Source organism: Salmonella sp. SAL04157, from assembly GCF_046551635.1.
Classification (GTDB): Bacteria; Pseudomonadota; Gammaproteobacteria; order Enterobacterales; family Enterobacteriaceae; genus Salmonella; species Salmonella enterica.
Window position 1 is genome coordinate 97,028 of sequence record NZ_JBGDVS010000001.1, and the last position, 21,573, is coordinate 118,600.

The following is a 21,573-nucleotide window of genomic DNA, read 5'->3' on the forward strand; positions in this document are numbered from 1 at the left end:
AGAGTCGCTAATGAATACCAATAACGCTTTAATGCAGCGCCGTCATAACGCCGTTCCTCGCGGCGTGGGCCAGATTCACCCGATTTTCGCCGAGCGGGCGGAAAATTGTCGGGTCTGGGATGTCGAAGGCCGTGAGTATCTCGATTTCGCGGGCGGCATTGCCGTCCTGAACACCGGTCATTTACATCCGGGCATTGTTTCAGCGGTCGAAGCGCAGCTGAAGAAATTGTCGCATACCTGTTTTCAGGTGCTGGCCTATGAACCGTATCTGGCGTTGTGCGAACGCATGAACCAGAAGGTACCGGGCGATTTCGCCAAAAAAACGTTGCTGGTCACGACCGGTTCAGAAGCGGTTGAAAACGCCGTGAAAATCGCCCGCGCGGCGACAAAACGCAGCGGCGCTATCGCGTTTAGCGGCGCTTACCACGGTCGTACCCACTACACGCTCTCTCTGACCGGGAAAGTACACCCGTACTCTGCTGGTATGGGATTGATGCCAGGCCATGTCTACCGCGCGCTTTATCCTTGCCCGCTACACAACATCAGCGACGACGACGCGATCGCCAGCATTGAACGCATCTTTAAAAATGATGCCGCGCCGGAAGATATCGCCGCCATTATTATTGAGCCGGTACAGGGCGAAGGCGGATTTTACGCCGTCTCTCCCGCGTTTATGCAGCGACTGCGCGCGCTATGCGACCAACACGGCATTATGTTGATTGCCGACGAAGTGCAAAGCGGCGCGGGCCGGACCGGTACGCTGTTCGCCATGGAACAGATGGGCGTTGCGGCAGATATTACCACGTTTGCGAAATCGATCGCCGGCGGCTTTCCGCTGGCAGGCGTTACCGGCCGGGCAGACGTGATGGACGCTATCGCGCCGGGCGGTCTGGGCGGCACCTATGCCGGAAACCCGATTGCCTGCGCCGCCGCGCTGGCGGTACTGGACATTTTCGAGCAGGAAAATCTACTGCAAAAGGCAAATACGCTTGGCAAAACGCTGCGCGATGGCCTGATGGAGATAGCGGAAACGCACCGTGAGATTGGCGACGTGCGCGGACTGGGCGCCATGATCGCCATTGAGTTGTTCGAAAATGGCGACCCCGGCAAACCGAACGCGGCTCTGACCGCCGACATTGTGGCCCGCGCCCGCGAGAAAGGGTTAATTCTGCTCTCCTGCGGTCCTTACTACAACATCTTGCGCATCCTCGTTCCACTCACTATTGAGGCCTCGCAGATTCGGCAAGGCCTGGAGATTATCGCCCAGTGCTTTGATGAGGCGAAACAAGCGTAATGTCCAATAAGCAGCGTCGGATGGCGACGTAACTGTCTTATCCGGCCTACAAAAACCGTTTCGATTGTAGGCCGAATTAAGCCAGGCGCCATCCGGTAAACGAGCGCAATAACAATAAAGAGGTTTTAGGATGGGGCAATTGTCAGAATCACATGCATTAGGGGGCGGGCTGAAATCACGCCACGTCACCATGTTATCGATCGCCGGCGTCATCGGCGCCAGCCTGTTTGTCGGCTCCAGCGTGGCGATTGCGGAGGCCGGCCCTGCGGTACTGCTGGCCTATCTGTTCGCAGGACTTTTAGTCGTCATGATTATGCGAATGCTGGCTGAAATGGCCGTCGCCACGCCGGATACCGGTTCTTTTTCCACCTATGCGGATAAAGCGATCGGCCCCTGGGCCGGGTATACCATCGGCTGGTTATACTGGTGGTTTTGGGTGCTGGTTATTCCGCTGGAGGCCAATATTGCCGCCATTATTCTGAATTCATGGATACCGGGTATTCCGGTGTGGCTATTTTCATTAGTGATTACGCTTGCCTTAACCGGAAGCAATTTATTGAGCGTCAAAAATTACGGCGAATTCGAATTCTGGCTGGCGCTATGTAAAGTGATTGCTATCCTGGCGTTTATCGCGCTGGGCGCGACGGCGATTAGCGGTTTTTATCCATATGCCGAGGTAAGCGGTATCTCCCGGCTATGGGATCACGGCGGTTTTATGCCTAACGGCTTCGGCGCGGTGTTAAGCGCCATGTTGATCACCATGTTCTCTTTTATGGGCGCGGAAATCGTCACTATTGCTGCCGCGGAATCCGATACGCCGGATAAACATATCGTACGCGCCACCAATTCTGTTATCTGGCGAATTTCCATCTTTTACCTGTGTTCCATTTTTGTGGTGGTGGCGCTGATCCCGTGGAATATGCCGGGTCTGAAAAGTGTAGGTTCGTACCGTTCGGTACTGGAGCTGCTTCATATTCCGCACGCAAAATTCATTATGGATTGCGTGATTTTGTTGTCGGTGACCAGTTGTCTGAACTCCGCATTATATACCGCGTCCCGGATGCTCTATTCCCTTAGCCGCCGCGGCGATGCGCCTGCGATAATGGGAAAAACTAACCGTAGCAAAACGCCCTGGGTGGCGGTTCTCCTCTCTACCGGCGCGGCCTTTTTAACCGTTGTCGTCAATTATTACGCCCCGGCAAAAGTGTTTAAATTTCTTATCGACAGTTCTGGCGCCATCGCGCTGCTGGTCTATCTGGTGATTGCGATTTCGCAATTGCGGATGCGTAAAATTCTGCTGGCGCAGGGCGGAGAAATTAAGCTGAAAATGTGGCTTTATCCGTGGCTCACCTGGCTGGTTATCGGCTTTATCTGCTTTGTTCTGGTGGTGATGCTATTTCGACCAGCACAGCAACTAGAAGTCATTTCGACGGGGCTGTTAGGGCTGGGCATAATAGGTACTGTCCCCATTATGTCTCGCTGGAAAAAACTGATAAGGTGGCAAAAAGCCCCCCTGCAAAACCTACGTTAGTTATTCCCGGCGTCAGCCGGGAAGCTTCTCAGGAGTAAAAGATGACCGCCCTTTCCCAACCGACGGCCATAGATGGCTATCGCTGGCTTAAAAATGACATTATTCGCGGCACTTATCAGCCGGATGAGAAACTGCGGATGAGTTTATTAACCGCCCGCTATGCGCTCGGCGTAGGGCCGCTGCGCGAGGCGCTGTCGCAACTGGTGGCGGAACGGCTGGTCACCGTGGTGAATCAAAAAGGCTATCGCGTGGCATCCATGTCAGAGGCGGAACTCCTCGATATTTTTGACGCGCGCGCCAATATGGAAGCGATGCTGGTACGCCTGGCGATTGAACGCGGCGATGATGCGTGGGAGGCGGAGATCCTGGCGCGAGCGCATATGCTCAGTAAACTGGAAGCCAGCGATGCCAGTGAACATATGCTCGATGAATGGGACCAGCGCCACCAGGCGTTCCATTCCGCCATTGTCGCCGGGTGCGGCTCCCACTATCTGCTACAGATGCGTGAACGCTTATTTGACCTGGCGGCCCGCTACCGCTTTATTTGGTTACGTGAAACCGTTCTGTCCGTCGAGATGCTGGAAGATAAACATATTCAGCATCACACGCTAACCGAAGCGATACTGGCGCGCGAGGCGGCACGCGCCAGCGAATTAATGCGTCAGCATTTGCTGACGCCGATTCCCATTATTCGCCAGGCGATGGCAGGAAAAATGTAGCCTGGCGCGGCCTGATAGCCATTATTCTTCAGGAATACGCAACACTTGTCCCGGATATATTTTTTCCGGGCTTTTCAGCATCGGTTTATTTGCCTCGAAGATTTTATTATACAGATTGGCGTTACCATACACTTGCTTTGAAATAGCGCTCAGGGTGTCGCCTGATTTTACGGTATAAAACTGACTTTCAGCCGCTGGCGTCGTGGTTTTAACCTGATCGTCAACGCTGCTAATCCCGGCGATATTCCCCACGGCAACCAGAATTTTTTCTTTTGCCTCCTGACTCAGCCCATCACCCGTCACTGTCGCTTTTCCATCCGCAATTTGCACATTCACTTTGTCAGCGTCGGGTATTCCCGTTTTATTTAAATGTTCCTGGACTTTTTTCGCCTGATCGTCCTTATCATGATTAGCGGTTACCGCGTCCCAGAGTTTTTCACCTGCATCTTTTACAAAATTGAAAAGTCCCATATTCACCTCGCTTGTCAAAAATACACACAAAGAAAAGTGTAGCAGAGGGAATGAGGTTATCCTGATAAGCGGCGCTTATGCGCCGCCGGTGGCCGGTAATTAATGACGCATCTGAACCCAAAATGCGTGGATAAGCCCCGGAATATATCCGAGTAATGTCAGCAGGATATTAAGGATAAATGCCCAACCGAACCCTTTTCCTAAAAGTACGCCGAGCGGAGGCAAAATAATCGTAAATACAATTCTCCAGAAACCCATATACACTCCATACAAGCAAAATTAGTCATTGTTTAAAAAGAGATTTTATCTCTAAGCATAGTCAGTTTACCTGAGCCTGCCAGTCGCGCGCCGCGCTTTTACCCTCCTTTACGCTCTTTACGCTGGCATTAGGTTGACGTTTATTTTAGAATTAACTAAATTTAGAAAATGCTTAAATAACTATGACAGAGCTTGAACAACTTCAGTCCAGCGCAGAACAGGCGGCGGCCCTGCTCAAAGCGATGAGCCACCCAAAAAGATTACTGATTTTATGTATGCTTTGCGGTTCGCCAAAAACCAGCGCAGGCGAACTGGCGCGCATTACCGGGCTAAGCCCCTCCGCGACGTCGCAACATCTGGCGCGGATGCGGGAAGAAGGGCTGATTGATAGTCAACGCGATGCCCAGCGCATTCACTATTTCATTAAAAATGAGGCGGTTAATACGATTATCGCCACGTTAAAGAATCTCTATTGTCCATAAGGAGGCACGATGTCCATTGGGATAGTTTCCCCCCGTGAGGCGCAAGCGCTGATAGCGCAAGGCGCGAAACTGATTGATGTGCGCGACGCCGATGTATATCTGCGCGAGCATATTCCACATGCGCAACTGGCGCCGCTCTCCCGGCTTGAACAGGGCGATTTGCCCGCCAACCTGCGAGCGGAACAGATTATTTTTCACTGTCAGTCCGGTAAACGAACCAGCAGCAATGCAGCAAAACTACAGGCCATTGCCGCCCCTGCTCAGGTCAGTCTACTGGAAGGCGGTATCGACGGATGGAAAGCGGCAGGATTGCCCGTCACAGAAGACAAATCGCAACCGCTGCCGCTGATGCGTCAGGTGCAAATCGCCGCCGGCGGGTTGACGTTGCTTGGGGTGATTCTGGGCTATACCGTCCACGGCGGCTTTTTCCTCATTAGCGGTTTTGTCGGGGCCGGGTTAATGCTGGCAGGCATGACCGGCTTCTGCGGAATGGCGCGACTACTGGAAAAAATGCCCTGGAATACCCGTACTCATTAAGCGGTACCTTCACCACGCGTCGGTAAGTGTGTAGTAGACTGAAGGCGGGTTTATAGCATTGTTCAACAGGAGGGCGTGATGTTCACACCAGGCGATTTTGTACAGCCCCGAATGGGGGGGCCGAAACTGAAAGTGATTGAAGTCAACGAGGATCATATTGTCGCGGTACAGGCCAGCAATGAGCAGGGCGAAAAATTGATCCTCAAAGCGGAAGATGTCACCCCCTATTGCGAAGAGGGCGATTTTGGCGTGTGCTGATTTATCAGAATGAGCATGGCGCAACGTTCCCTGAGTCCCGGTTAATAGAGACAGGAAACGAAGCGCCATCCGTTAAAGGTTATCCGTGATTAGATTAAAAAATCATCCAGAGATTTCCCCGCCGCCAGCGCCTGGGCAATCGGTTTAGGCGTACGACCTTGTCCGGTCCAGGTTTTTTCTTCGCCATTGAAATCAGTAAAACGATATTTTGCCGGACGCGGCTGGCGCTTTTTAGCAGAACGCGGCATTGCTGAATCCATGGCAAATAACTCTTCCGGGTTAATACCGTCTGCTTTCATCAGCTCCAGAAAGGCATTAATTTTCTCCTGCTTCTCGGCAAGCTGGCGTTGCTGCAATTCTTCTTCTTCGCGTCTTTCTTTAGTGACAACCCTGAATTTTTCGAGCATTTCTTCAAGAACGTCAATGGAGAATTCGCGAGCCATAGCACGCAGCGTGCGGATATTATTTAAGTTCTGTAACATCAAATTCATATCAATAAAAACCTTTTAACGCAGAAAACAAAAAACTATTACAGGCGGTATTGTATGCGATTATTGATTATATTTCCAGATCCTAAAGTTCATACAGATATACTCAGTATAACTCCATTAATTATATTAATCTGTTAACCAGAAGGTTATATTCATTACCCCCTGTGTATTTCAGGTTATTCTGCCTACGGTATATCTGTAGGTTTCCCGTTCAGCTGTTTATACCCTTCATACTTCAAGTTGCTTATGTGTTGGCTACGGATTACCCGGCCCATCCATGGGCCTCGCCCTGACGGGCCGTCGCACGCGACGTTCAAATCTGCTCCCGGCAGATTTGCCGCTCACCCCAGTCACATCGTTATCTATGCTCCTGGTGACTCACTCTCTTGCCGCCTTTAAGCAATTCGAAATCCATAGAATATATAGCGTATTGCGTATCTCAGTAGCCACGGTGACCCTCACGGTGGCTGACCTTATACAGAAGTGAATATTTCAGCACAATAATAGATTAACCATTCAAAAATCATCATCAGAGCTTTATGCTAAAAATCAGCCTGCAATAGCTATAATTATGCTGAGAAAAGTAGAGCGCGTGCCGTTAGCCGAGAATACATCGCATCTGACAACATTTGGAATGTGGCTGAAAATCGCCAGAAAAACAATGCATTATAATGCATTGATTTAAAAGTAATTAATGACTAAAAACAACGAAAATCTCGCCGCGAGCAAAAAACACACAATCGTAGAGTATTTTATCGACAAAAAGCCTATAAATAAAAATATTACACTAGTTGATAGTTATTATATAGGGATATACTCTATTCAAAGACAAAAGTGCTTTATGATTTCACTACCAACCATCACCTCATTCTGATCGATACGCTACAAGGAGCATTAACATGTTCTCTCCACAGTCACGCTTGCGTCATGCCGTAGCAGACACGTTTGCGATGGTTGTTTACTGTTCTGTTGTGAACATGTTGATCGAGATATTCCTCTCCGGAATGAGCTTTGAGCAGTCGCTTTCTTCCAGGCTGGTGGCGATACCTGTCAACATTTTGATTGCATGGCCATACGGCGTTTACCGCGATCTGATTATGCGCGTCGCGCGTAAGGCAAGCCCGGCGGGATGGGCCAAAAACCTGGCGGATGTATTGGCTTATGTCACCTTTCAGTCACCCGTTTATATTATCATCTTGCTGACCGTCGGCGCCGGCTGGCATCAGATAGTGGCCGCCGTGAGTTCAAACATTGTTGTTTCAATGTTAATGGGCGCGGTTTATGGCTACTTCCTGGATTATTGTCGTCGCCTGTTTAAAGTGAGCAGCTATCATCAGGCTAAGGCATAAGTTAACGTCGCGACTGGCATTGCCAGTCGCGCTTTTAGTCGCTTTTTTCGTCGCCAAAAAGCCCGTTCAGATAACGTTCTAACGCTATTCGGGAGCTAAAGCCGTGGGGAATACCGTAATGTTCGTGGGTCTCGCCGCCTAAATAGAGCGGAAAATTTTGGTAGTGATCGCAGGTTTTAATATCCGAAGCCGGGTCAGCCAGTGATGAGCTACGGTCTTTTAATCTGGGGTGAATGATCAGCGCGGTACGCCCCATACGCGCCTCGCGGTTAACATAAACATAATTCTCGCCGCGTCGATAACCATACGTCTTATTCGTCACCACATCGACGGTAAACCCTGCCTTTTCCAGTACCCGCGCCACCTCGTCAGGTCGTAAATACATATTTTATCCTCATTCTCTTTTACTGCGGGCTTACCTTACCCGATAGCGCGTTATCAACGCTTTCAGAAAAGTCCAGAAACGCATGATATCGCCGTAACAAGCCTCAGCAGGTAAAAATATGAACTACACTGAAAGCTACATCGAAATCAATGGAGGATCATATGCTTAACAAACCGAACCGAAACGACGTCGATGATGGTGTTCAGGATATTCAGAATGATGTCAATCGATTAGCCGACAGTCTGGAAGATGTCCTTAAATCCTGGGGAAGCGATGCGAAAGACGAAGCCGAGGCTGCGCGACGTAAAGCACAGGCGTTGTTGAAAGAGACCCGGGCGCGGATGCAGGGTCGTACTCGCGTAAAACAAGCCGCCTGTGATGCGATGGGGTGCGCGGATACGTTTGTGCGTGAAAAACCCTGGTGTAGCGTAGGAACCGCCGCAGCGGTAGGGATTTTTATCGGGGCGCTGCTCAGCCTGCGTCGCTAACGACGTGCGCTGCCGGATGGCGACATACTTTATTGGGCCTGCATCATTGCCGCAGGCCCAGGTCGCGCCATTCGGCGAAACGGTTACTGTATCGCCTGTCGCAGCTGCCATGCGACCTGTTTCGCCATGCCAGCGGAAGTAATATTGGTAAACGACAGTAAAATGCCCCCCTTTCCTGATGAAACCACTCGCCAACGGCTTAGCGCCTGTACCGCCAGTCCGGCCTGATTCGCTTTCGCTACCTGCGCTTTATCATCGCCTTCAACCTCAATAACCAATTGAATACCGCCTTTCTGTAATGTCACAACAAATCCCTGTTCTGCCAGCGCCTCTTCAATCCATAACCGTCGCTGAGCATAATGTTGACGCATCTTTTTCAGATGTCGCCAGAAATGGCCATCACGGATAAAATCAGCCAACGTGTGCTGCCATAACAACGGTACGCTACAGGGCATCAGCGACGCCTGCTGGCGGAAATGCTCAATCTGCTTTATCGGCACCACCAGCCAGGCGGTACGTAATGCCGGAAAGAGCGACTTACTGAACGTTCCGGCGTAAATCACTCGCTGCGGGGCATCCAGACTCTTGAGCGGCGGAAGCGGTTTACCGTGATAACGAAATTCGCTGTCGTAGTCATCTTCAATAATCCAGGCCTGCACATTCGCCGCCCATGCCAGAAGTTGCCGTCGGCGAGTTAACGACAGCGCCACCCCCAACGGACTTTGGTGGGCGGGCGTCACCAATGCAAAGCGTCCCTGCGGGCAATCCCGCATCCCCGCCGTGACATTCAGCCCATCGGCATCGACCGGAATCGGCGCCAGCGTAATCCCCTCCTGCGTTATCACCGGGCGAATTAACGGAAAGCCGGGATCTTCCACCCACATGCTGTCTCCCGGCACAGACAATGTACGCAGGATCAGCCGCATAGAATCCGCATATCCGGAGGTAATAAATACCTGTTCCGGCAGGCATTCAATGCTACGCGAAACCCGCAGGTAATCGACTATCGCCTGGCGCAAAATCGCCTCGCCGCAGACGTCGCCTAATGCCAGATCGAAGCGCGTCTGCGTGCGCAACCGACGCCCCATCACTCGCGCCCACTTCTCGCGCGGAAAGAGATCCAGCGCCGGTAACCCCATCTGAAAAGGTTTCGGTTCCGGACTTTCTCCGGCAAAAACAGCGGGTATCGGCGGCGCCGTCTCAAACCGTAGAGCGTTGCTCACAAACGTGCCTGCCTGGCCACGTCGCTCCAGCCAGCCCTGCGCCACCAGCTCGCCATAGGCATTTTCCACCGTGGCGCGAGAAACGCCCAGTTCCTGCGCCCACGTCCGACTGGACGGCAAACGCGTTCCGGGCGCGAGTTCTCCTTGCTCAATGGCCGTTTTTAACTGACGAGCAATGTGTTGATAGCGCGGCATATGGTCTGCTTTTTCTGTAAAAATATGGCTCTCTTTTACAGACCATTATAGTGCTACAGTGCTCGTCATCAACACGAGGAGAAACATGATGACGACGTTACGCCAACCCTATTATGAACTGAGCCCGGAGGTTTACAGCGCTCTGGTGCAGGCGAAAAACGCGCTGGAAAAGAGCACGCTTGACCTCACTCTGATGGAGCTGATTTACCTGCGTGTTTCGCAAATAAATGGCTGTGCATTTTGCCTGGAGATGCACAGCAAAGCGCTGCGTAAGGCTGGCGTAAATCAAGCTAAATTAGATGCGCTGGCAGGATGGCGGGTAAGCCACCATTTCAGCGAGCAAGAGTGCGCGGCGTTAGCCTGGGCGGAATCGGTGACGCACATTGCTGAAACCCACGCCGAAGATAATGTTTACCTGCCGCTGCTCGATCATTTCAGCGCGCGTGAAATCAGCGATCTGACCTTCGCTATTGGTTTAATGAACTGCTTTAACCGTCTGGCGATTGGTATGCGAATGTGACGCATTGTTGCCGGATGGCGCAGATGTCAGCCAACTCTGTTATGCGTCAACCTGCAGGCCGGATCGGGCGTTCACGCCGCCATCCGGCAAAAATTAGCCATGCCGCCCTACCCCGCTGCGTTCATCAGCGGCGTTAAAATCAATCGAAAATTCCCATATCTTGTATGGTTGAATCTTAATTCAACTACATCTAGTATTTCCTGTATCAACACACGACAATCCGACGCGTTTCATCGCGCCGTTTTCTCATTTTAAATGGAAATACGAATCATGAGCATTACTATTTACACTCGCAATAACTGTGTTCAGTGCCACGCCACAAAGCGGGCGATGGAAAGCCGTGGATTTGAATTTGAGATGGTGAACGTCGATCTGGTGCCGGATGCAGCGGATACGCTCCGGGCGCAAGGATTTCGTCAATTACCGGTGGTGATGGCGGGCGATTTGAGCTGGTCTGGCTTCCGCCCGGACATGATTAACCGTCTGCACCCGACACCCCACGCGGCAAACGCATGAGCGCGCTCGTCTACTTCTCCAGCAGCTCTGAAAATACGCACCGTTTTATGCAGCGTCTGGGGCTGCCTGCCACGCGTATTCCGCTCAATGAACGGGAGCGAATTCAGGTAGACGAACCGTACATTCTGGTTGTGCCGTCATACGGCGGCGGCGGGATGGCCGGTGCGGTGCCGCGACAGGTGATCCGCTTTTTAAATGATGAACACAACCGGGCGCGCATTCGCGGCGTTATCGCCTCCGGTAATCGCAATTTCGGCGATGCCTGGGGATGCGCTGGCGATGTGATAGCACAAAAATGCGGCGTCCCCTGGCTGTACCGCTTTGAGCTCATGGGCACACAACGCGACATCGATAACGTCCGAAAAGGAGTAAATGAATTTTGGCAACAACTACCCCGGAGCGCGTAATGCAGGAAACCATGGATTACCACGCCCTGAACGCGATGCTGAATCTTTATGATAAAGCAGGCCATATTCAGTTCGACAAGGACCAGCAGGCGATCGACGCCTTCTTTGCCGCCCACGTCCGCCCGCATTCCGTGACGTTTGCCAGCCAGCATGAACGTCTGGAAACGCTGGTTCGGGAAGGGTATTACGATGACGCTGTCCTCGCGCGTTACGACCGCGCCTTCGTCCTCCGCCTGTTCGAGCACGCCCACGCCAGCGGCTTTCGCTTCCAGACGTTTCTTGGCGCCTGGAAGTTCTATACCAGTTACACGCTGAAAACCTTCGACGGCAAACGTTATCTGGAACACTTTGAAGATCGGGTGACAATGGTGGCGTTGACGCTGGCGCAGGGTGACGAAACGCTGGCCACCCAACTGACCGATGAAATGCTTTCTGGTCGCTTTCAGCCCGCCACCCCGACTTTTTTAAATTGCGGTAAACAGCAGCGTGGGGAACTGGTCTCCTGCTTCCTGCTCCGTATCGAAGACAATATGGAGTCGATCGGGCGGGCGGTGAATTCGGCGCTACAACTCTCCAAACGCGGCGGCGGCGTCGCGTTTTTACTCTCCAATCTGCGCGAGGCGGGCGCGCCGATCAAACGCATTGAGAATCAGTCTTCCGGCGTGATCCCGGTGATGAAAATGCTGGAAGACGCGTTTTCGTATGCCAACCAGCTTGGCGCGCGCCAGGGGGCCGGCGCGGTTTATCTCCATGCGCACCACCCGGATATTCTGCGTTTTCTGGATACCAAACGGGAAAATGCTGACGAAAAAATCCGGATCAAAACGCTCTCTCTCGGCGTGGTGATCCCGGATATTACCTTCCGGCTGGCGAAAGAAAACGCGCAAATGGCGCTCTTTTCGCCCTATGACGTACAACGACGCTACGGCAAACCGTTTGGCGATATCGCCATTAGCGAACGGTACGATGAATTAATTGCCGATCCACACGTGCGTAAAACCTATATTAACGCCCGTGACTTTTTTCAAACACTGGCGGAGATTCAGTTCGAATCCGGGTATCCCTACATCATGTTTGAAGATACGGTAAACCGCGCGAATCCCATTGCTGGTCGCATTAATATGAGCAATCTGTGCTCGGAAATTTTACAGGTCAATAGCGCCTCCCGTTACGACGATAACCTTGACTATACCCACATCGGGCATGACATCTCCTGCAATCTCGGCTCGCTGAATATCGCTCACGTCATGGATTCACCGGACATTGGTCGTACCGTAGAAACCGCTATTCGCGGCCTGACGGCGGTGTCGGACATGAGCCATATACGCAGCGTGCCCTCAATAGCCGCCGGTAATGCCGCCTCTCATGCCATCGGTCTGGGCCAGATGAATCTGCATGGCTATCTGGCGAGAGAAGGCATTGCCTACGGTTCGCCGGAGGCGTTGGATTTCACCAATTTCTATTTTTACACCATTACCTGGCATGCCGTGCATACTTCAATGCGGCTGGCCCGCGAACGCGGCAAAACCTTCGCCGGATTTGCGCAGTCGCGCTATGCCAGCGGCGACTATTTTACGCAGTATTTACAGGACGACTGGCAACCGAAAACGGCGAAAGTCAGGGCGCTATTTGCCCGCAGCGGCATTACGCTGCCCACACGAGAAATGTGGCTAAAGCTGCGCGACGATGTGATGCGCTATGGCATCTATAACCAAAATTTGCAGGCGGTGCCGCCGACCGGTTCGATTTCTTACATTAATCATGCGACTTCCAGCATTCATCCGATTGTGGCCAAAATTGAGATTCGCAAAGAGGGCAAAACCGGGCGTGTGTATTACCCCGCGCCGTTTATGACCAATGAAAATCTGGACATGTATCAGGATGCCTACGATATCGGTCCGGAAAAAATTATTGATACCTATGCCGAGGCCACGCGCCACGTCGATCAAGGACTGTCGCTCACCCTGTTTTTCCCCGATACCGCCACGACCCGCGATATCAACAAAGCGCAGATCTATGCCTGGCGAAAAGGTATTAAGTCACTGTATTACATCCGGCTTCGCCAGTTGGCGCTGGAAGGTACTGAAATTGAAGGCTGCGTATCCTGCGCGCTATAAGGAAAGCCATATGAAATTATCTCGTATTAGCGCCATCAACTGGAACAAGATCCAGGACGACAAAGATCTGGAGGTGTGGAACCGGCTGACCAGTAACTTCTGGCTGCCGGAAAAAGTGCCGTTATCGAATGATATTCCGGCCTGGCAGACGCTGAGTGCCGCCGAACAGCAGCTCACCATTCGCGTGTTTACGGGTCTTACGCTGCTTGACACTATCCAGAACATCGCAGGCGCGCCGTCGTTAATGGCAGATGCCATCACGCCGCATGAAGAGGCAGTACTGTCGAACATCAGCTTTATGGAAGCGGTACACGCCCGCTCTTACAGTTCTATTTTTTCCACGCTGTGCCAGACAAAAGAGGTTGATGCCGCCTACGCCTGGAGCGAAGAAAACCCGCCGCTACAGCGTAAGGCGCAGATTATTTTGGCTCATTACGTCAGCGATGAACCGCTAAAGAAAAAGATTGCCAGCGTCTTTTTAGAGTCTTTTCTGTTCTATTCCGGCTTCTGGCTACCGATGTATTTCTCCAGCCGCGGTAAGCTCACGAACACTGCCGACCTGATTCGTTTAATCATTCGCGATGAAGCGGTTCACGGTTATTATATTGGCTATAAGTATCAGATAGCGCTACAAAAACCATCGGCAATCGAGCGTGAAGAGTTAAAGCTTTTCGCGCTGGATTTGTTAATGGAACTGTACGACAACGAAATCCGCTACACAGAAGCATTATATGCGGAAACCGGCTGGGTTAACGACGTCAAAGCCTTCTTGTGCTACAACGCCAATAAAGCCTTAATGAACCTGGGTTATGAGGCGTTATTTCCGCCGGAGATGGCAGACGTGAATCCCGCAATCCTTGCCGCGCTCTCGCCGAATGCCGACGAAAACCATGATTTCTTTTCCGGCTCAGGTTCATCTTATGTGATGGGGAAAACAGTCGAAACCGAAGACGAAGACTGGAATTTTTAACCTTACGGGCATGGGAAATAACGTTACATTTCCCATGCCTTTATTTCAGGCAATACCGGGTTAAATCGCGCAAATATTACAACATGTCCTACACTCAATACGAGTGAGATTATTCACCTGGATTCCCCCAATTCAGGTGGATTTTTGCTGGTTGTCCCAAAAAATATCTCTCCCTCTCCATTCGCGTTCAGCCCTTATATCATGGGAAATCACAGCCGATAGCACCTCGCAATATTCATGCCAGAAGCAAATTCAGGGTTGTCTCAGATTCTGAGTATGTTAGGGTAGAAAAAGGTAACTATTTCTATCAGGTAACATATCGACATAAGTAAATAACAGGAATCATTCTATTGCATGGCAATTAAATTAGAAGTGAAGAATCTGTATAAAATATTTGGAGAGCATCCGCAGCGTGCCTTCAAATATATTGAAAAGGGACTATCGAAAGAGCAAATACTGGAAAAAACGGGGCTATCGCTTGGCGTTAAAAACGCCAGTCTGGCCATTGAAGAAGGCGAGATATTTGTCATCATGGGATTATCCGGCTCGGGTAAATCCACAATGGTACGCCTTCTCAATCGCCTGATTGAACCCACCCGCGGACAGGTACTGATTGACGGCGTTGATATTGCCAAAATATCAGACGCTGAGCTTCGCGAGGTGCGCAGGAAAAAGATTGCGATGGTCTTCCAGTCATTTGCGCTCATGCCGCATATGACCGTGCTGGATAATACGGCATTCGGTATGGAATTAGCGGGCATCGCGGCGCAAGAGCGTCGCGAAAAAGCGCTGGACGCCTTGCGTCAGGTAGGGCTTGAGAATTACGCTCACGCCTACCCGGATGAACTTTCCGGTGGGATGCGTCAGCGTGTTGGGCTTGCCCGCGCGCTGGCAATCAACCCTGATATCTTATTAATGGATGAAGCATTTTCCGCCCTCGATCCATTAATTCGTACCGAAATGCAGGATGAGCTGGTGAAATTACAGGCGAAACATCAGCGCACCATTGTCTTTATTTCCCACGATCTTGATGAGGCTATGCGTATTGGCGACAGGATTGCCATCATGCAAAATGGCGAGGTCGTACAGGTTGGTACGCCGGATGAGATCCTGAATAATCCGGCAAATGATTATGTCCGCACGTTCTTCCGTGGCGTGGATATTAGCCAGGTCTTTAGCGCCAAAGATATTGCCCGTCGCAGTCCGGTCGGCTTAATTCGTAAAACGCCAGGTTTCGGTCCCCGTTCGGCACTGAAATTATTACAGGATGAAGACCGTGAATATGGTTACGTCATTGAGCGTGGCAATAAATTCGTGGGCGTCGTGTCCATCGACTCATTAAAAGCGGCATTAAGCCAGGCGCAAGGGATTGAAGCGGCGCTTATCGACGCCCCTTTAGTCGTTGATGCGCAAACCCCACTCAGCGAGTTGCTCTCTCACGTCGGCCAGGCGCCCTGCGCGGTGCCGGTTGTCGATGAAGAACACCAGTATGTTGGCATTATTTCAAAACGTATGTTGCTACAGGCTTTAGATCGCGAGGGGGGTAACAATGGCTGATCAAACGAATCCGTGGGATACCGCACAGGTGGCCGATACGACGACGCAAACGGCTGATGCCTGGGGAACACCGGCAGGCGTAGCCACGGACGGCGGCAGTACCGACTGGTTGAACAGCGCGCCCGCGCCAGCTCCTGAACACTTTTCTCTTCTGGACCCGTTCCATAAGACGCTGATCCCGCTGGATAGCTGGGTCACAGAGGGAATCGACTGGGTCGTTACCCATTTCCGTCCCCTTTTTCAGGGGATTCGTGTGCCGGTGGATTACATCCTTAACGGCTTTCAGCAACTGCTGCTGGGCATGCCCGCCCCTGTGGCGATTATTCTCTTTGCGCTGATTGCCTGGCAGGTTTCCGGCGTGGGCATGGGGATCGCGGCGCTGATATCGCTGATCGCCATCGGCGCGATCGGTGCCTGGTCGCAGGCGATGATTACCCTGGCGCTGGTGCTGACCGCCCTGTTGTTCTGCATCGTGATCGGATTACCGATGGGAATCTGGCTGGCGCGCAGCCCGCGTGCGGCCAAAATAGTTCGTCCGCTGCTGGATGCGATGCAGACCACGCCCGCGTTTGTCTATCTGGTGCCGATTGTCATGTTATTCGGCATCGGTAACGTGCCGGGCGTGGTGGTGACGATTATTTTTGCTCTACCGCCGATTATACGCCTGACGATCCTGGGCATTAACCAGGTGCCTGCCGACTTAATTGAAGCGTCGCGCTCGTTCGGCGCCAGCCCGCGCCAAATGTTGTTCAAAGTGCAGTTACCGCTGGCGATGCCCACCATTATGGCAGGCGTTAATCAGACGCTGATGCTGGCTCTCTCGATGGTCGTCATCGCCTCGATGATTGCGGTCGGTGGGCTTGGCCAGATGGTACTACGCGGCATTGGTCGTCTTGATATGGGGCTGGCAACCGTCGGCGGCGTCGGCATTGTGATTCTCGCCATCATTCTGGACCGTCTGACGCAGGCCGTCGGGCGCGACTCGCGTAGCCGCGGTAACCGTCGCTGGTATACCACCGGTCCTGTTGGGCTAATCACCCGCCCTTTCGTTAAGTAACTCTCCTGACGCCCGGTGACGCTGCGCTTACCGGGCTTACAACTCCCTACCATAATTAAAGGAACAACGATGCGACATACTGTGATATTTGCCTCAGCGTTTGCCACCCTTGTCACCGCCAGCGCTTTCGCTGCCGACCTGCCTGGCAAAGGCATTACCGTCCAACCTATCCAAAGCACTATTTCTGAAGAGTCCTTCCAGACGTTACTGGTCAGCCGGGCGCTGGAAAAGTTGGGTTATACCGTAAATAAGCCGAGTGAAGTCGATTACAACGTAGGCTATACCTCCATCGCCTCTGGCGATGCGACGTTTACCGCCGTGAACTGGCAGCCGCTGCATGATGATATGTATGCCGCAGCAGGCGGAGACAAAAAGTTTTACCGCGAGGGTGTCTTCGTCTCCGGCGCTGCGCAGGGCTATCTGATCGATAAAAAAACCGCCGAGCAGTACAACATCACCAATATCGCTCAGCTAAAAGATCCGAAAATCGCCAAAATCTTCGATACCAATGGCGACGGAAAAGCGGACATGATGGGCTGCTCGCCGGGCTGGGGCTGCGAAGCCGTGATCAATCACCAGAATAAAGCGTTTGATCTGCAAAAAACCGTTGAGGTCAGCCACGGTAACTATGCGGCGATGATGGCTGATACCATTACCCGTTTTAAAGAAGGCAAGCCGGTGCTGTATTACACCTGGACCCCGTACTGGGTGAGCGACGTAATGAAGCCGGGTAAAGATGTCGTCTGGCTACAGGTGCCGTTCTCCTCCCTGCCGGGCGAACAGAAAAATATTGATACTAAACTGCCGAACGGCGCGAACTATGGGTTCCCGGTTAATACCATGCATATTGTCGCCAATAAGGCATGGGCGGAGAAAAACCCGGCGGCGGCGAAACTGTTCGCCATCATGAAGCTGCCGCTGGCGGATATCAACGCGCAGAACGCCATGATGCATGCCGGTAAATCGTCTGAAGCCGATGTTCAGGGCCATGTGGACGGCTGGATCAACGCCCACCAGCAGCAGTTTGACGGCTGGGTGAAAGAAGCGCTGGCCGCGCAGAAATAAGATCGTTTTTTATGCCGGATAAGGCGCAGTTCATGCGCCGCTATCCGGCCAACGCAATCTCTCCTCAAAGCGCACGATTCATCACGTCACCGTTCCCCTTTATTCATCAACATCCGCTATGATTGTTTTCCCAGGAAATAATTATCTGAATCACGATTACCATCATGACGAAACCCACCCATGGGCTTAGCCCGGCGCTGATCGTTTTAATGTCTGTGGCCACGGGTCTGGCGGTCGCCAGCAACTACTACGCCCAGCCGCTGCTTGATACCATCGCGCATCACTTTTCGCTTTCCGCCAGCTCCGCAGGGTTTATCGTTACCGCCGCGCAGTTGGGCTATGCCGCTGGCCTGTTGTTTCTGGTGCCGCTCGGCGACATGTTTGAACGCCGAACGCTGATTGTCTCCATGACGTTGCTGGCGGCTGGCGGAATGCTGATCACCGCCAGCAGTCAGTCGCTTAGCATGATGATACTCGGAACGACCTTAACCGGACTGTTCTCCGTGGTGGCGCAGATTCTGGTTCCGCTGGCCGCCACGCTTGCGACGCCCGCCACCCGCGGTAAAGTGGTCGGCACCATTATGAGCGGCCTGTTGCTGGGGATCCTGCTGGCGCGAACGGTCGCCGGACTGCTGGCAAACCTCGGCGGTTGGCGCACCGTATTTTGGGTAGCGTCGGCGCTGATGGCGCTGATGGCCGTCGCGTTGTGGCGCGGACTGCCAAAGCTCAAATCCGACACCCATCTTAACTACCCGCAACTGTTGGGTTCTGTATTCAGCCTGTTTATTCACGATAAGCTGCTGCGTACCCGCGCGCTGCTGGGCTGTCTGACCTTTGCTAATTTCAGCATCCTCTGGACATCAATGGCCTTTTTGCTCGCCGCGCCGCCGTTTAGCTATTCCGAGGGAATGATTGGCCTGTTTGGCCTGGCGGGGGCCGCCGGCGCTTTAGGCGCGCGTCCGGCTGGCGGATTTGCCGATAAAGGTAAATCTCACCTCACCACCACGTTCGGCTTACTGCTGCTGTTACTCTCCTGGCTGGCTATCTGGCTTGGGCACACCTCGGTACTGGCGCTGATTATTGGCATTCTGGTACTGGACCTCACCGTTCAGGGGGTACATATCACCAATCAGACGGTCATCTATCGTTTGCATCCGGATGCGCGTAACCGGCTCACCGCCGGCTATATGACCAGCTACTTTATCGGTGGCGCTGCAGGGTCGCTGATTTCCGCCTCCGCCTGGCAACATGCTGGCTGGGCCGGCGTTTGTCTGTCGGGTGTCACGGTAGCCTTACTTAATTTACTGGTCTGGTGGCGAGGTTTTCACCGACAGGAAGCCGTAAATTAAGCGGATAGTGAGCGTTTACCTTTGTTTAAGCTCCTTAGGGTGTTAAGGAGCTCCCCAGTCTGTTAAGGTTATGCTATTCATTTATCATGGTTATTTTTATACCGGTGAAGAATAATATAATTCTATGGAAAGCCCTGCATCCCCATCTGCTCCCAGGCCAATAGCGCCCGTTCAAGGATTCGAAGGTCGTTCACCGATAGCTATCCGTGATATTCCGGTGGCTTTTGCATCGGGTTGTAAGGCCGTTTACCCGGCTTTCGCCCCTCCCGCTTATCGTTCTCTCCTGATTTTTTCATGCAGGCACTCACGCTTTTCTCGTCATTCCTGGATTTGCCGCAGGCGGCGCTTTACCGGGCCCAATGTTCCCGCTGGCGTCTCAGTCTGCGTATCATTGGTTGCTTTATAGCCTGAAAGAATGATTTTGTATTAATAATACATTTACTTTATTTGTCACTGTCGTTACTATATCGGCTGAAATTAATGAGGTCATGCCCAAATGGATAGTTCGTTTACGCCCATTGAACAAATGCTAAAATTTCGCGCCAGCCGTCACGAAGACTTTCCTTATCAGGAAATTCTTTTGACTCGTCTTTGTATGCACATGCAAGGCAAGCTCCTGGAAAACCGCAATAAAATGCTGAAGGCTCAAGGGATTAACGAGACGTTGTTTATGGCGTTGATTACGCTGGAGTCTCAGGAAAACCACAGTATTCAGCCGTCTGAATTAAGCTGCGCGCTGGGTTCATCTCGCACCAATGCGACACGCATTGCAGATGAGCTGGAAAAACGAGGCTGGATTGAGCGTCGTGAGAGCGATAACGACCGCCGTTGCCTGCATCTGCAATTAACGGAGAAAGGTCAGGCATTTTTGCAAGAAGTGCTTCCACCTCAGCATCATTGTCTGCATCAACTCTGGTCATCACTTAGCACTGCCGAAAAAGATCAACTTGAGCACATCACTCGTAAACTCCTGACGCGTCTTGATCAAATGGAGCAGGAAGGCACTGTTCTTGAGGCGCTGCGCTAAAGCGCCGACCCGCTCAAAAATCCAGATTAATAACAGGAAAGCGGACAGGCCGGCACGCGTTACTGCTGGCCTTTCTGACAACAGGTCGGCTCAGCCGATGTGAATAATAAGATCGTGGAGAACAACATGAGCGCAAATGCGGAGATCCAAACCCCGCAGCAACCGGCTAAGAAGAAAGGCAAACGCAAAACAGCGCTGCTACTTCTTACCTTGCTCTTTGTTATTATTGCCGTGGCATATGGAATTTATTGGTTTTTAGTATTGCGTCATATTGAAGAGACAGATGATGCTTACGTGGCAGGGAACCAGGTTCAAATCATGGCGCAGGTGTCAGGCAGCGTGACGAAAGTCTGGGCTGATAACACCGACTTTGTAAAAGAGGGCGATGTTCTGGTCACGCTCGATCAGACTGACGCCAAACAAGCGTTTGAAAAAGCCAAAACGGCGCTGGCCTCCAGCGTGCGCCAGACGCACCAGTTGATGATTAACAGCAAGCAGTTGCAGGCGAATATCGACGTGCAAAAAACCGCCCTGGCGCAAGCGCAAAGCGACCTTAACCGTCGTGTGCCGCTGGGTAACGCCAATCTTATTGGCCGTGAAGAGCTGCAACACGCCCGCGATGCCGTCGCCAGCGCGCAGGCACAGCTGGATGTCGCCATTCAACAGTACAATGCCAACCAGGCAATGATACTCAACAGTAATCTGGAAGATCAGCCTGCGGTTCAACAAGCGGCGACCGAAGTGCGTAACGCCTGGCTGGCGCTGGAGCGTACTCGCATCGTCAGCCCAATGACTGGTTATGTCTCCCGCCGCGCTGTCCAGCCTGGCGCGCAAATCAGCCCCACCACGCCGCTGATGGCCGTGGTGCCTGCAACCGATCTGTGGGTGGACGCTAACTTTAAAGAGACCCAATTAGCGAACATGCGCATTGGGCAGCCAGTGACGGTGATTACTGATATTTATGGCGACGACGTAAAATACACCGGTAAAGTCGTCGGTCTGGATATGGGAACAGGCAGCGCCTTCTCCCTGCTGCCCGCGCAAAATGCGACGGGTAACTGGATTAAAGTGGTTCAACGTCTGCCGGTACGCGTCGAACTGGACGCCCGCCAGTTAGAACAACATCCGCTGCGTATTGGTTTATCGACGCTGGTCACCGTGGATACCGCTAATCGCGACGGTCAGGTACTGGCCAGCCAGGTACGAACGACGCCGGTTGCCGAAAGTAACGCACGCGAAATTAATCTCGCGCCGGTCAATAAACTGATCGACGACATCGTACAGGCTAACGCGGGTTAATCCTGAGG

Annotated in this window: 24 protein-coding genes; 19 read left to right on the forward strand and 5 right to left on the reverse strand. The window is 52.4% G+C overall.

All coding sequences use genetic code 11. The features are described 5' to 3' along the window. The first annotated feature begins 10 nt into the window (after positions 1-10). The 3 genes from gabT to csiR all read left to right on the forward strand — a co-directional run bounded on the left by gabT (position 11) and on the right by csiR (position 3,544). Complete coding sequence (gene gabT, locus ACLJRE_RS00450; RefSeq protein WP_001095565.1) at positions 11-1,294, forward strand: 4-aminobutyrate--2-oxoglutarate transaminase; 1,284 nt, start codon at positions 11-13, stop codon at positions 1,292-1,294. Positions 1,295-1,424: 130 nt separating this feature from the next. Next, positions 1,425-2,825, forward strand: coding sequence for a GABA permease (gene gabP / locus ACLJRE_RS00455; protein WP_000531288.1), 1,401 nt, complete (start codon positions 1,425-1,427; stop codon positions 2,823-2,825). A 41-nt stretch (positions 2,826-2,866) separates the two neighbouring features. Then, positions 2,867-3,544: a DNA-binding transcriptional regulator CsiR gene (gene csiR, locus ACLJRE_RS00460; RefSeq protein ID WP_000126152.1), complete on the forward strand. Its 678-nt coding sequence runs from the start codon at positions 2,867-2,869 to the stop codon at positions 3,542-3,544. 21 nt (positions 3,545-3,565) lie between these two features. On the opposite strand, the gene lysM is transcribed toward csiR, so the two are convergent. Both lysM and ACLJRE_RS00470 read right to left on the reverse strand, forming a co-directional pair. Then, positions 3,566-4,015 carry a peptidoglycan-binding protein LysM gene (gene lysM / locus ACLJRE_RS00465; protein ID WP_000522406.1) on the reverse strand — a complete coding sequence of 150 codons (450 nt, stop codon included), beginning with the start codon at positions 4,013-4,015 and terminating at the stop codon, positions 3,566-3,568. 99 nt (positions 4,016-4,114) lie between these two features. After that, positions 4,115-4,273 carry a YqaE/Pmp3 family membrane protein gene (locus ACLJRE_RS00470; RefSeq protein WP_000508175.1) on the reverse strand — a complete coding sequence of 53 codons (159 nt, stop codon included), beginning with the start codon at positions 4,271-4,273 and terminating at the stop codon, positions 4,115-4,117. 182 nt (positions 4,274-4,455) lie between these two features. On the opposite strand from ACLJRE_RS00470, the gene ACLJRE_RS00475 reads away from it, so the two are divergent. The 3 genes from ACLJRE_RS00475 (at position 4,456) to ACLJRE_RS00485 (ending at position 5,550) form a co-directional block, all read left to right on the forward strand. After that, the gene (locus tag ACLJRE_RS00475) at positions 4,456-4,755 is read left to right on the forward strand and encodes an ArsR/SmtB family transcription factor (protein ID WP_001749413.1); all 300 of its coding nucleotides are present in this window, start codon (positions 4,456-4,458) and stop codon (positions 4,753-4,755) included. 9 nt (positions 4,756-4,764) lie between these two features. Then, positions 4,765-5,292, forward strand: coding sequence for a rhodanese family protein (locus ACLJRE_RS00480; protein WP_000022015.1), 528 nt, complete (start codon positions 4,765-4,767; stop codon positions 5,290-5,292). Positions 5,293-5,370: 78 nt separating this feature from the next. Next, complete coding sequence (locus tag ACLJRE_RS00485; RefSeq protein WP_000494935.1) at positions 5,371-5,550, forward strand: hypothetical protein; 180 nt, start codon at positions 5,371-5,373, stop codon at positions 5,548-5,550. 89 nt (positions 5,551-5,639) lie between these two features. Here ACLJRE_RS00485 and stpA read toward each other — a convergent pair whose 3' ends face one another. After that, a complete protein-coding gene (gene stpA, locus ACLJRE_RS00490; protein WP_001051100.1) occupies positions 5,640-6,041 on the reverse strand; it encodes a DNA-binding protein StpA in 402 nt (133 codons plus the stop codon). A gap of 899 nt (positions 6,042-6,940) precedes the next feature. Between stpA and alaE the strand changes: the two genes are divergently transcribed. Beyond that, on the forward strand, positions 6,941-7,390 hold the full coding sequence (gene alaE, locus ACLJRE_RS00495; RefSeq protein WP_000492669.1) for an L-alanine exporter AlaE: 450 nt from the start codon (positions 6,941-6,943) through the stop codon (positions 7,388-7,390). A gap of 34 nt (positions 7,391-7,424) precedes the next feature. On the opposite strand, the gene ACLJRE_RS00500 is transcribed toward alaE, so the two are convergent. Further along, entirely contained in the window at positions 7,425-7,775 is a 351-nt protein-coding gene (locus ACLJRE_RS00500; protein WP_000281304.1) for a DUF2002 family protein, read from the reverse strand. Between the two features lie 161 nt (positions 7,776-7,936). Between ACLJRE_RS00500 and ACLJRE_RS00505 the strand changes: the two genes are divergently transcribed. Beyond that, complete coding sequence (locus ACLJRE_RS00505; RefSeq protein WP_001519557.1) at positions 7,937-8,263, forward strand: DUF883 domain-containing protein; 327 nt, start codon at positions 7,937-7,939, stop codon at positions 8,261-8,263. A gap of 83 nt (positions 8,264-8,346) precedes the next feature. Here ACLJRE_RS00505 and ACLJRE_RS00510 read toward each other — a convergent pair whose 3' ends face one another. Continuing rightward, positions 8,347-9,681 carry a PLP-dependent aminotransferase family protein gene (locus ACLJRE_RS00510; protein ID WP_001528710.1) on the reverse strand — a complete coding sequence of 445 codons (1,335 nt, stop codon included), beginning with the start codon at positions 9,679-9,681 and terminating at the stop codon, positions 8,347-8,349. Between the two features lie 88 nt (positions 9,682-9,769). On the opposite strand from ACLJRE_RS00510, the gene ACLJRE_RS00515 reads away from it, so the two are divergent. The 11 genes from ACLJRE_RS00515 (at position 9,770) to emrA (ending at position 21,565) form a co-directional block, all read left to right on the forward strand. Beyond that, positions 9,770-10,201, forward strand: coding sequence for a carboxymuconolactone decarboxylase family protein (locus ACLJRE_RS00515; RefSeq protein WP_000209807.1), 432 nt, complete (start codon positions 9,770-9,772; stop codon positions 10,199-10,201). A gap of 270 nt (positions 10,202-10,471) precedes the next feature. Continuing rightward, the gene (gene nrdH, locus ACLJRE_RS00520; RefSeq protein WP_000028870.1) at positions 10,472-10,717 is read left to right on the forward strand and encodes a glutaredoxin-like protein NrdH; all 246 of its coding nucleotides are present in this window, start codon (positions 10,472-10,474) and stop codon (positions 10,715-10,717) included. Next, positions 10,714-11,124 carry a class Ib ribonucleoside-diphosphate reductase assembly flavoprotein NrdI gene (nrdI, locus tag ACLJRE_RS00525; RefSeq protein ID WP_001275401.1) on the forward strand — a complete coding sequence of 137 codons (411 nt, stop codon included), beginning with the start codon at positions 10,714-10,716 and terminating at the stop codon, positions 11,122-11,124. The genes nrdH and nrdI overlap by 4 nt, the downstream gene beginning before the upstream one ends. After that, positions 11,097-13,241, forward strand: coding sequence for a class 1b ribonucleoside-diphosphate reductase subunit alpha (gene nrdE, locus ACLJRE_RS00530; RefSeq protein WP_024138323.1), 2,145 nt, complete (start codon positions 11,097-11,099; stop codon positions 13,239-13,241). The genes nrdI and nrdE overlap by 28 nt, the downstream gene beginning before the upstream one ends. 10 nt (positions 13,242-13,251) lie before the next feature. After that, the gene (gene nrdF, locus ACLJRE_RS00535) at positions 13,252-14,211 is read left to right on the forward strand and encodes a class 1b ribonucleoside-diphosphate reductase subunit beta (RefSeq protein ID WP_023212484.1); all 960 of its coding nucleotides are present in this window, start codon (positions 13,252-13,254) and stop codon (positions 14,209-14,211) included. Between the two features lie 354 nt (positions 14,212-14,565). Continuing rightward, positions 14,566-15,768 (forward strand): glycine betaine/L-proline ABC transporter ATP-binding protein ProV, encoded by a 1,203-nt coding sequence (gene proV / locus ACLJRE_RS00540; protein ID WP_000985534.1) that lies wholly within the window; start codon positions 14,566-14,568, stop codon positions 15,766-15,768. Next, entirely contained in the window at positions 15,761-16,825 is a 1,065-nt protein-coding gene (gene proW / locus ACLJRE_RS00545) for a glycine betaine/L-proline ABC transporter permease ProW (RefSeq protein ID WP_023212483.1), read from the forward strand. Before proV ends, proW begins: the two co-directional genes overlap by 8 nt. 69 nt (positions 16,826-16,894) lie before the next feature. Then, positions 16,895-17,890: a glycine betaine/L-proline ABC transporter substrate-binding protein ProX gene (proX, locus tag ACLJRE_RS00550; RefSeq protein ID WP_001216613.1), complete on the forward strand. Its 996-nt coding sequence runs from the start codon at positions 16,895-16,897 to the stop codon at positions 17,888-17,890. Positions 17,891-18,054: 164 nt separating this feature from the next. Continuing rightward, the gene (locus ACLJRE_RS00555) at positions 18,055-19,239 is read left to right on the forward strand and encodes an MFS transporter (RefSeq protein WP_023212482.1); all 1,185 of its coding nucleotides are present in this window, start codon (positions 18,055-18,057) and stop codon (positions 19,237-19,239) included. A 496-nt stretch (positions 19,240-19,735) separates the two neighbouring features. After that, positions 19,736-20,266 (forward strand): transcriptional repressor MprA, encoded by a 531-nt coding sequence (gene mprA / locus ACLJRE_RS00560; RefSeq protein ID WP_000378431.1) that lies wholly within the window; start codon positions 19,736-19,738, stop codon positions 20,264-20,266. A gap of 126 nt (positions 20,267-20,392) precedes the next feature. Beyond that, positions 20,393-21,565, forward strand: coding sequence for a multidrug efflux MFS transporter periplasmic adaptor subunit EmrA (gene emrA / locus ACLJRE_RS00565; RefSeq protein ID WP_001275603.1), 1,173 nt, complete (start codon positions 20,393-20,395; stop codon positions 21,563-21,565). The last annotated feature ends 8 nt before the right edge of the window (positions 21,566-21,573 follow it).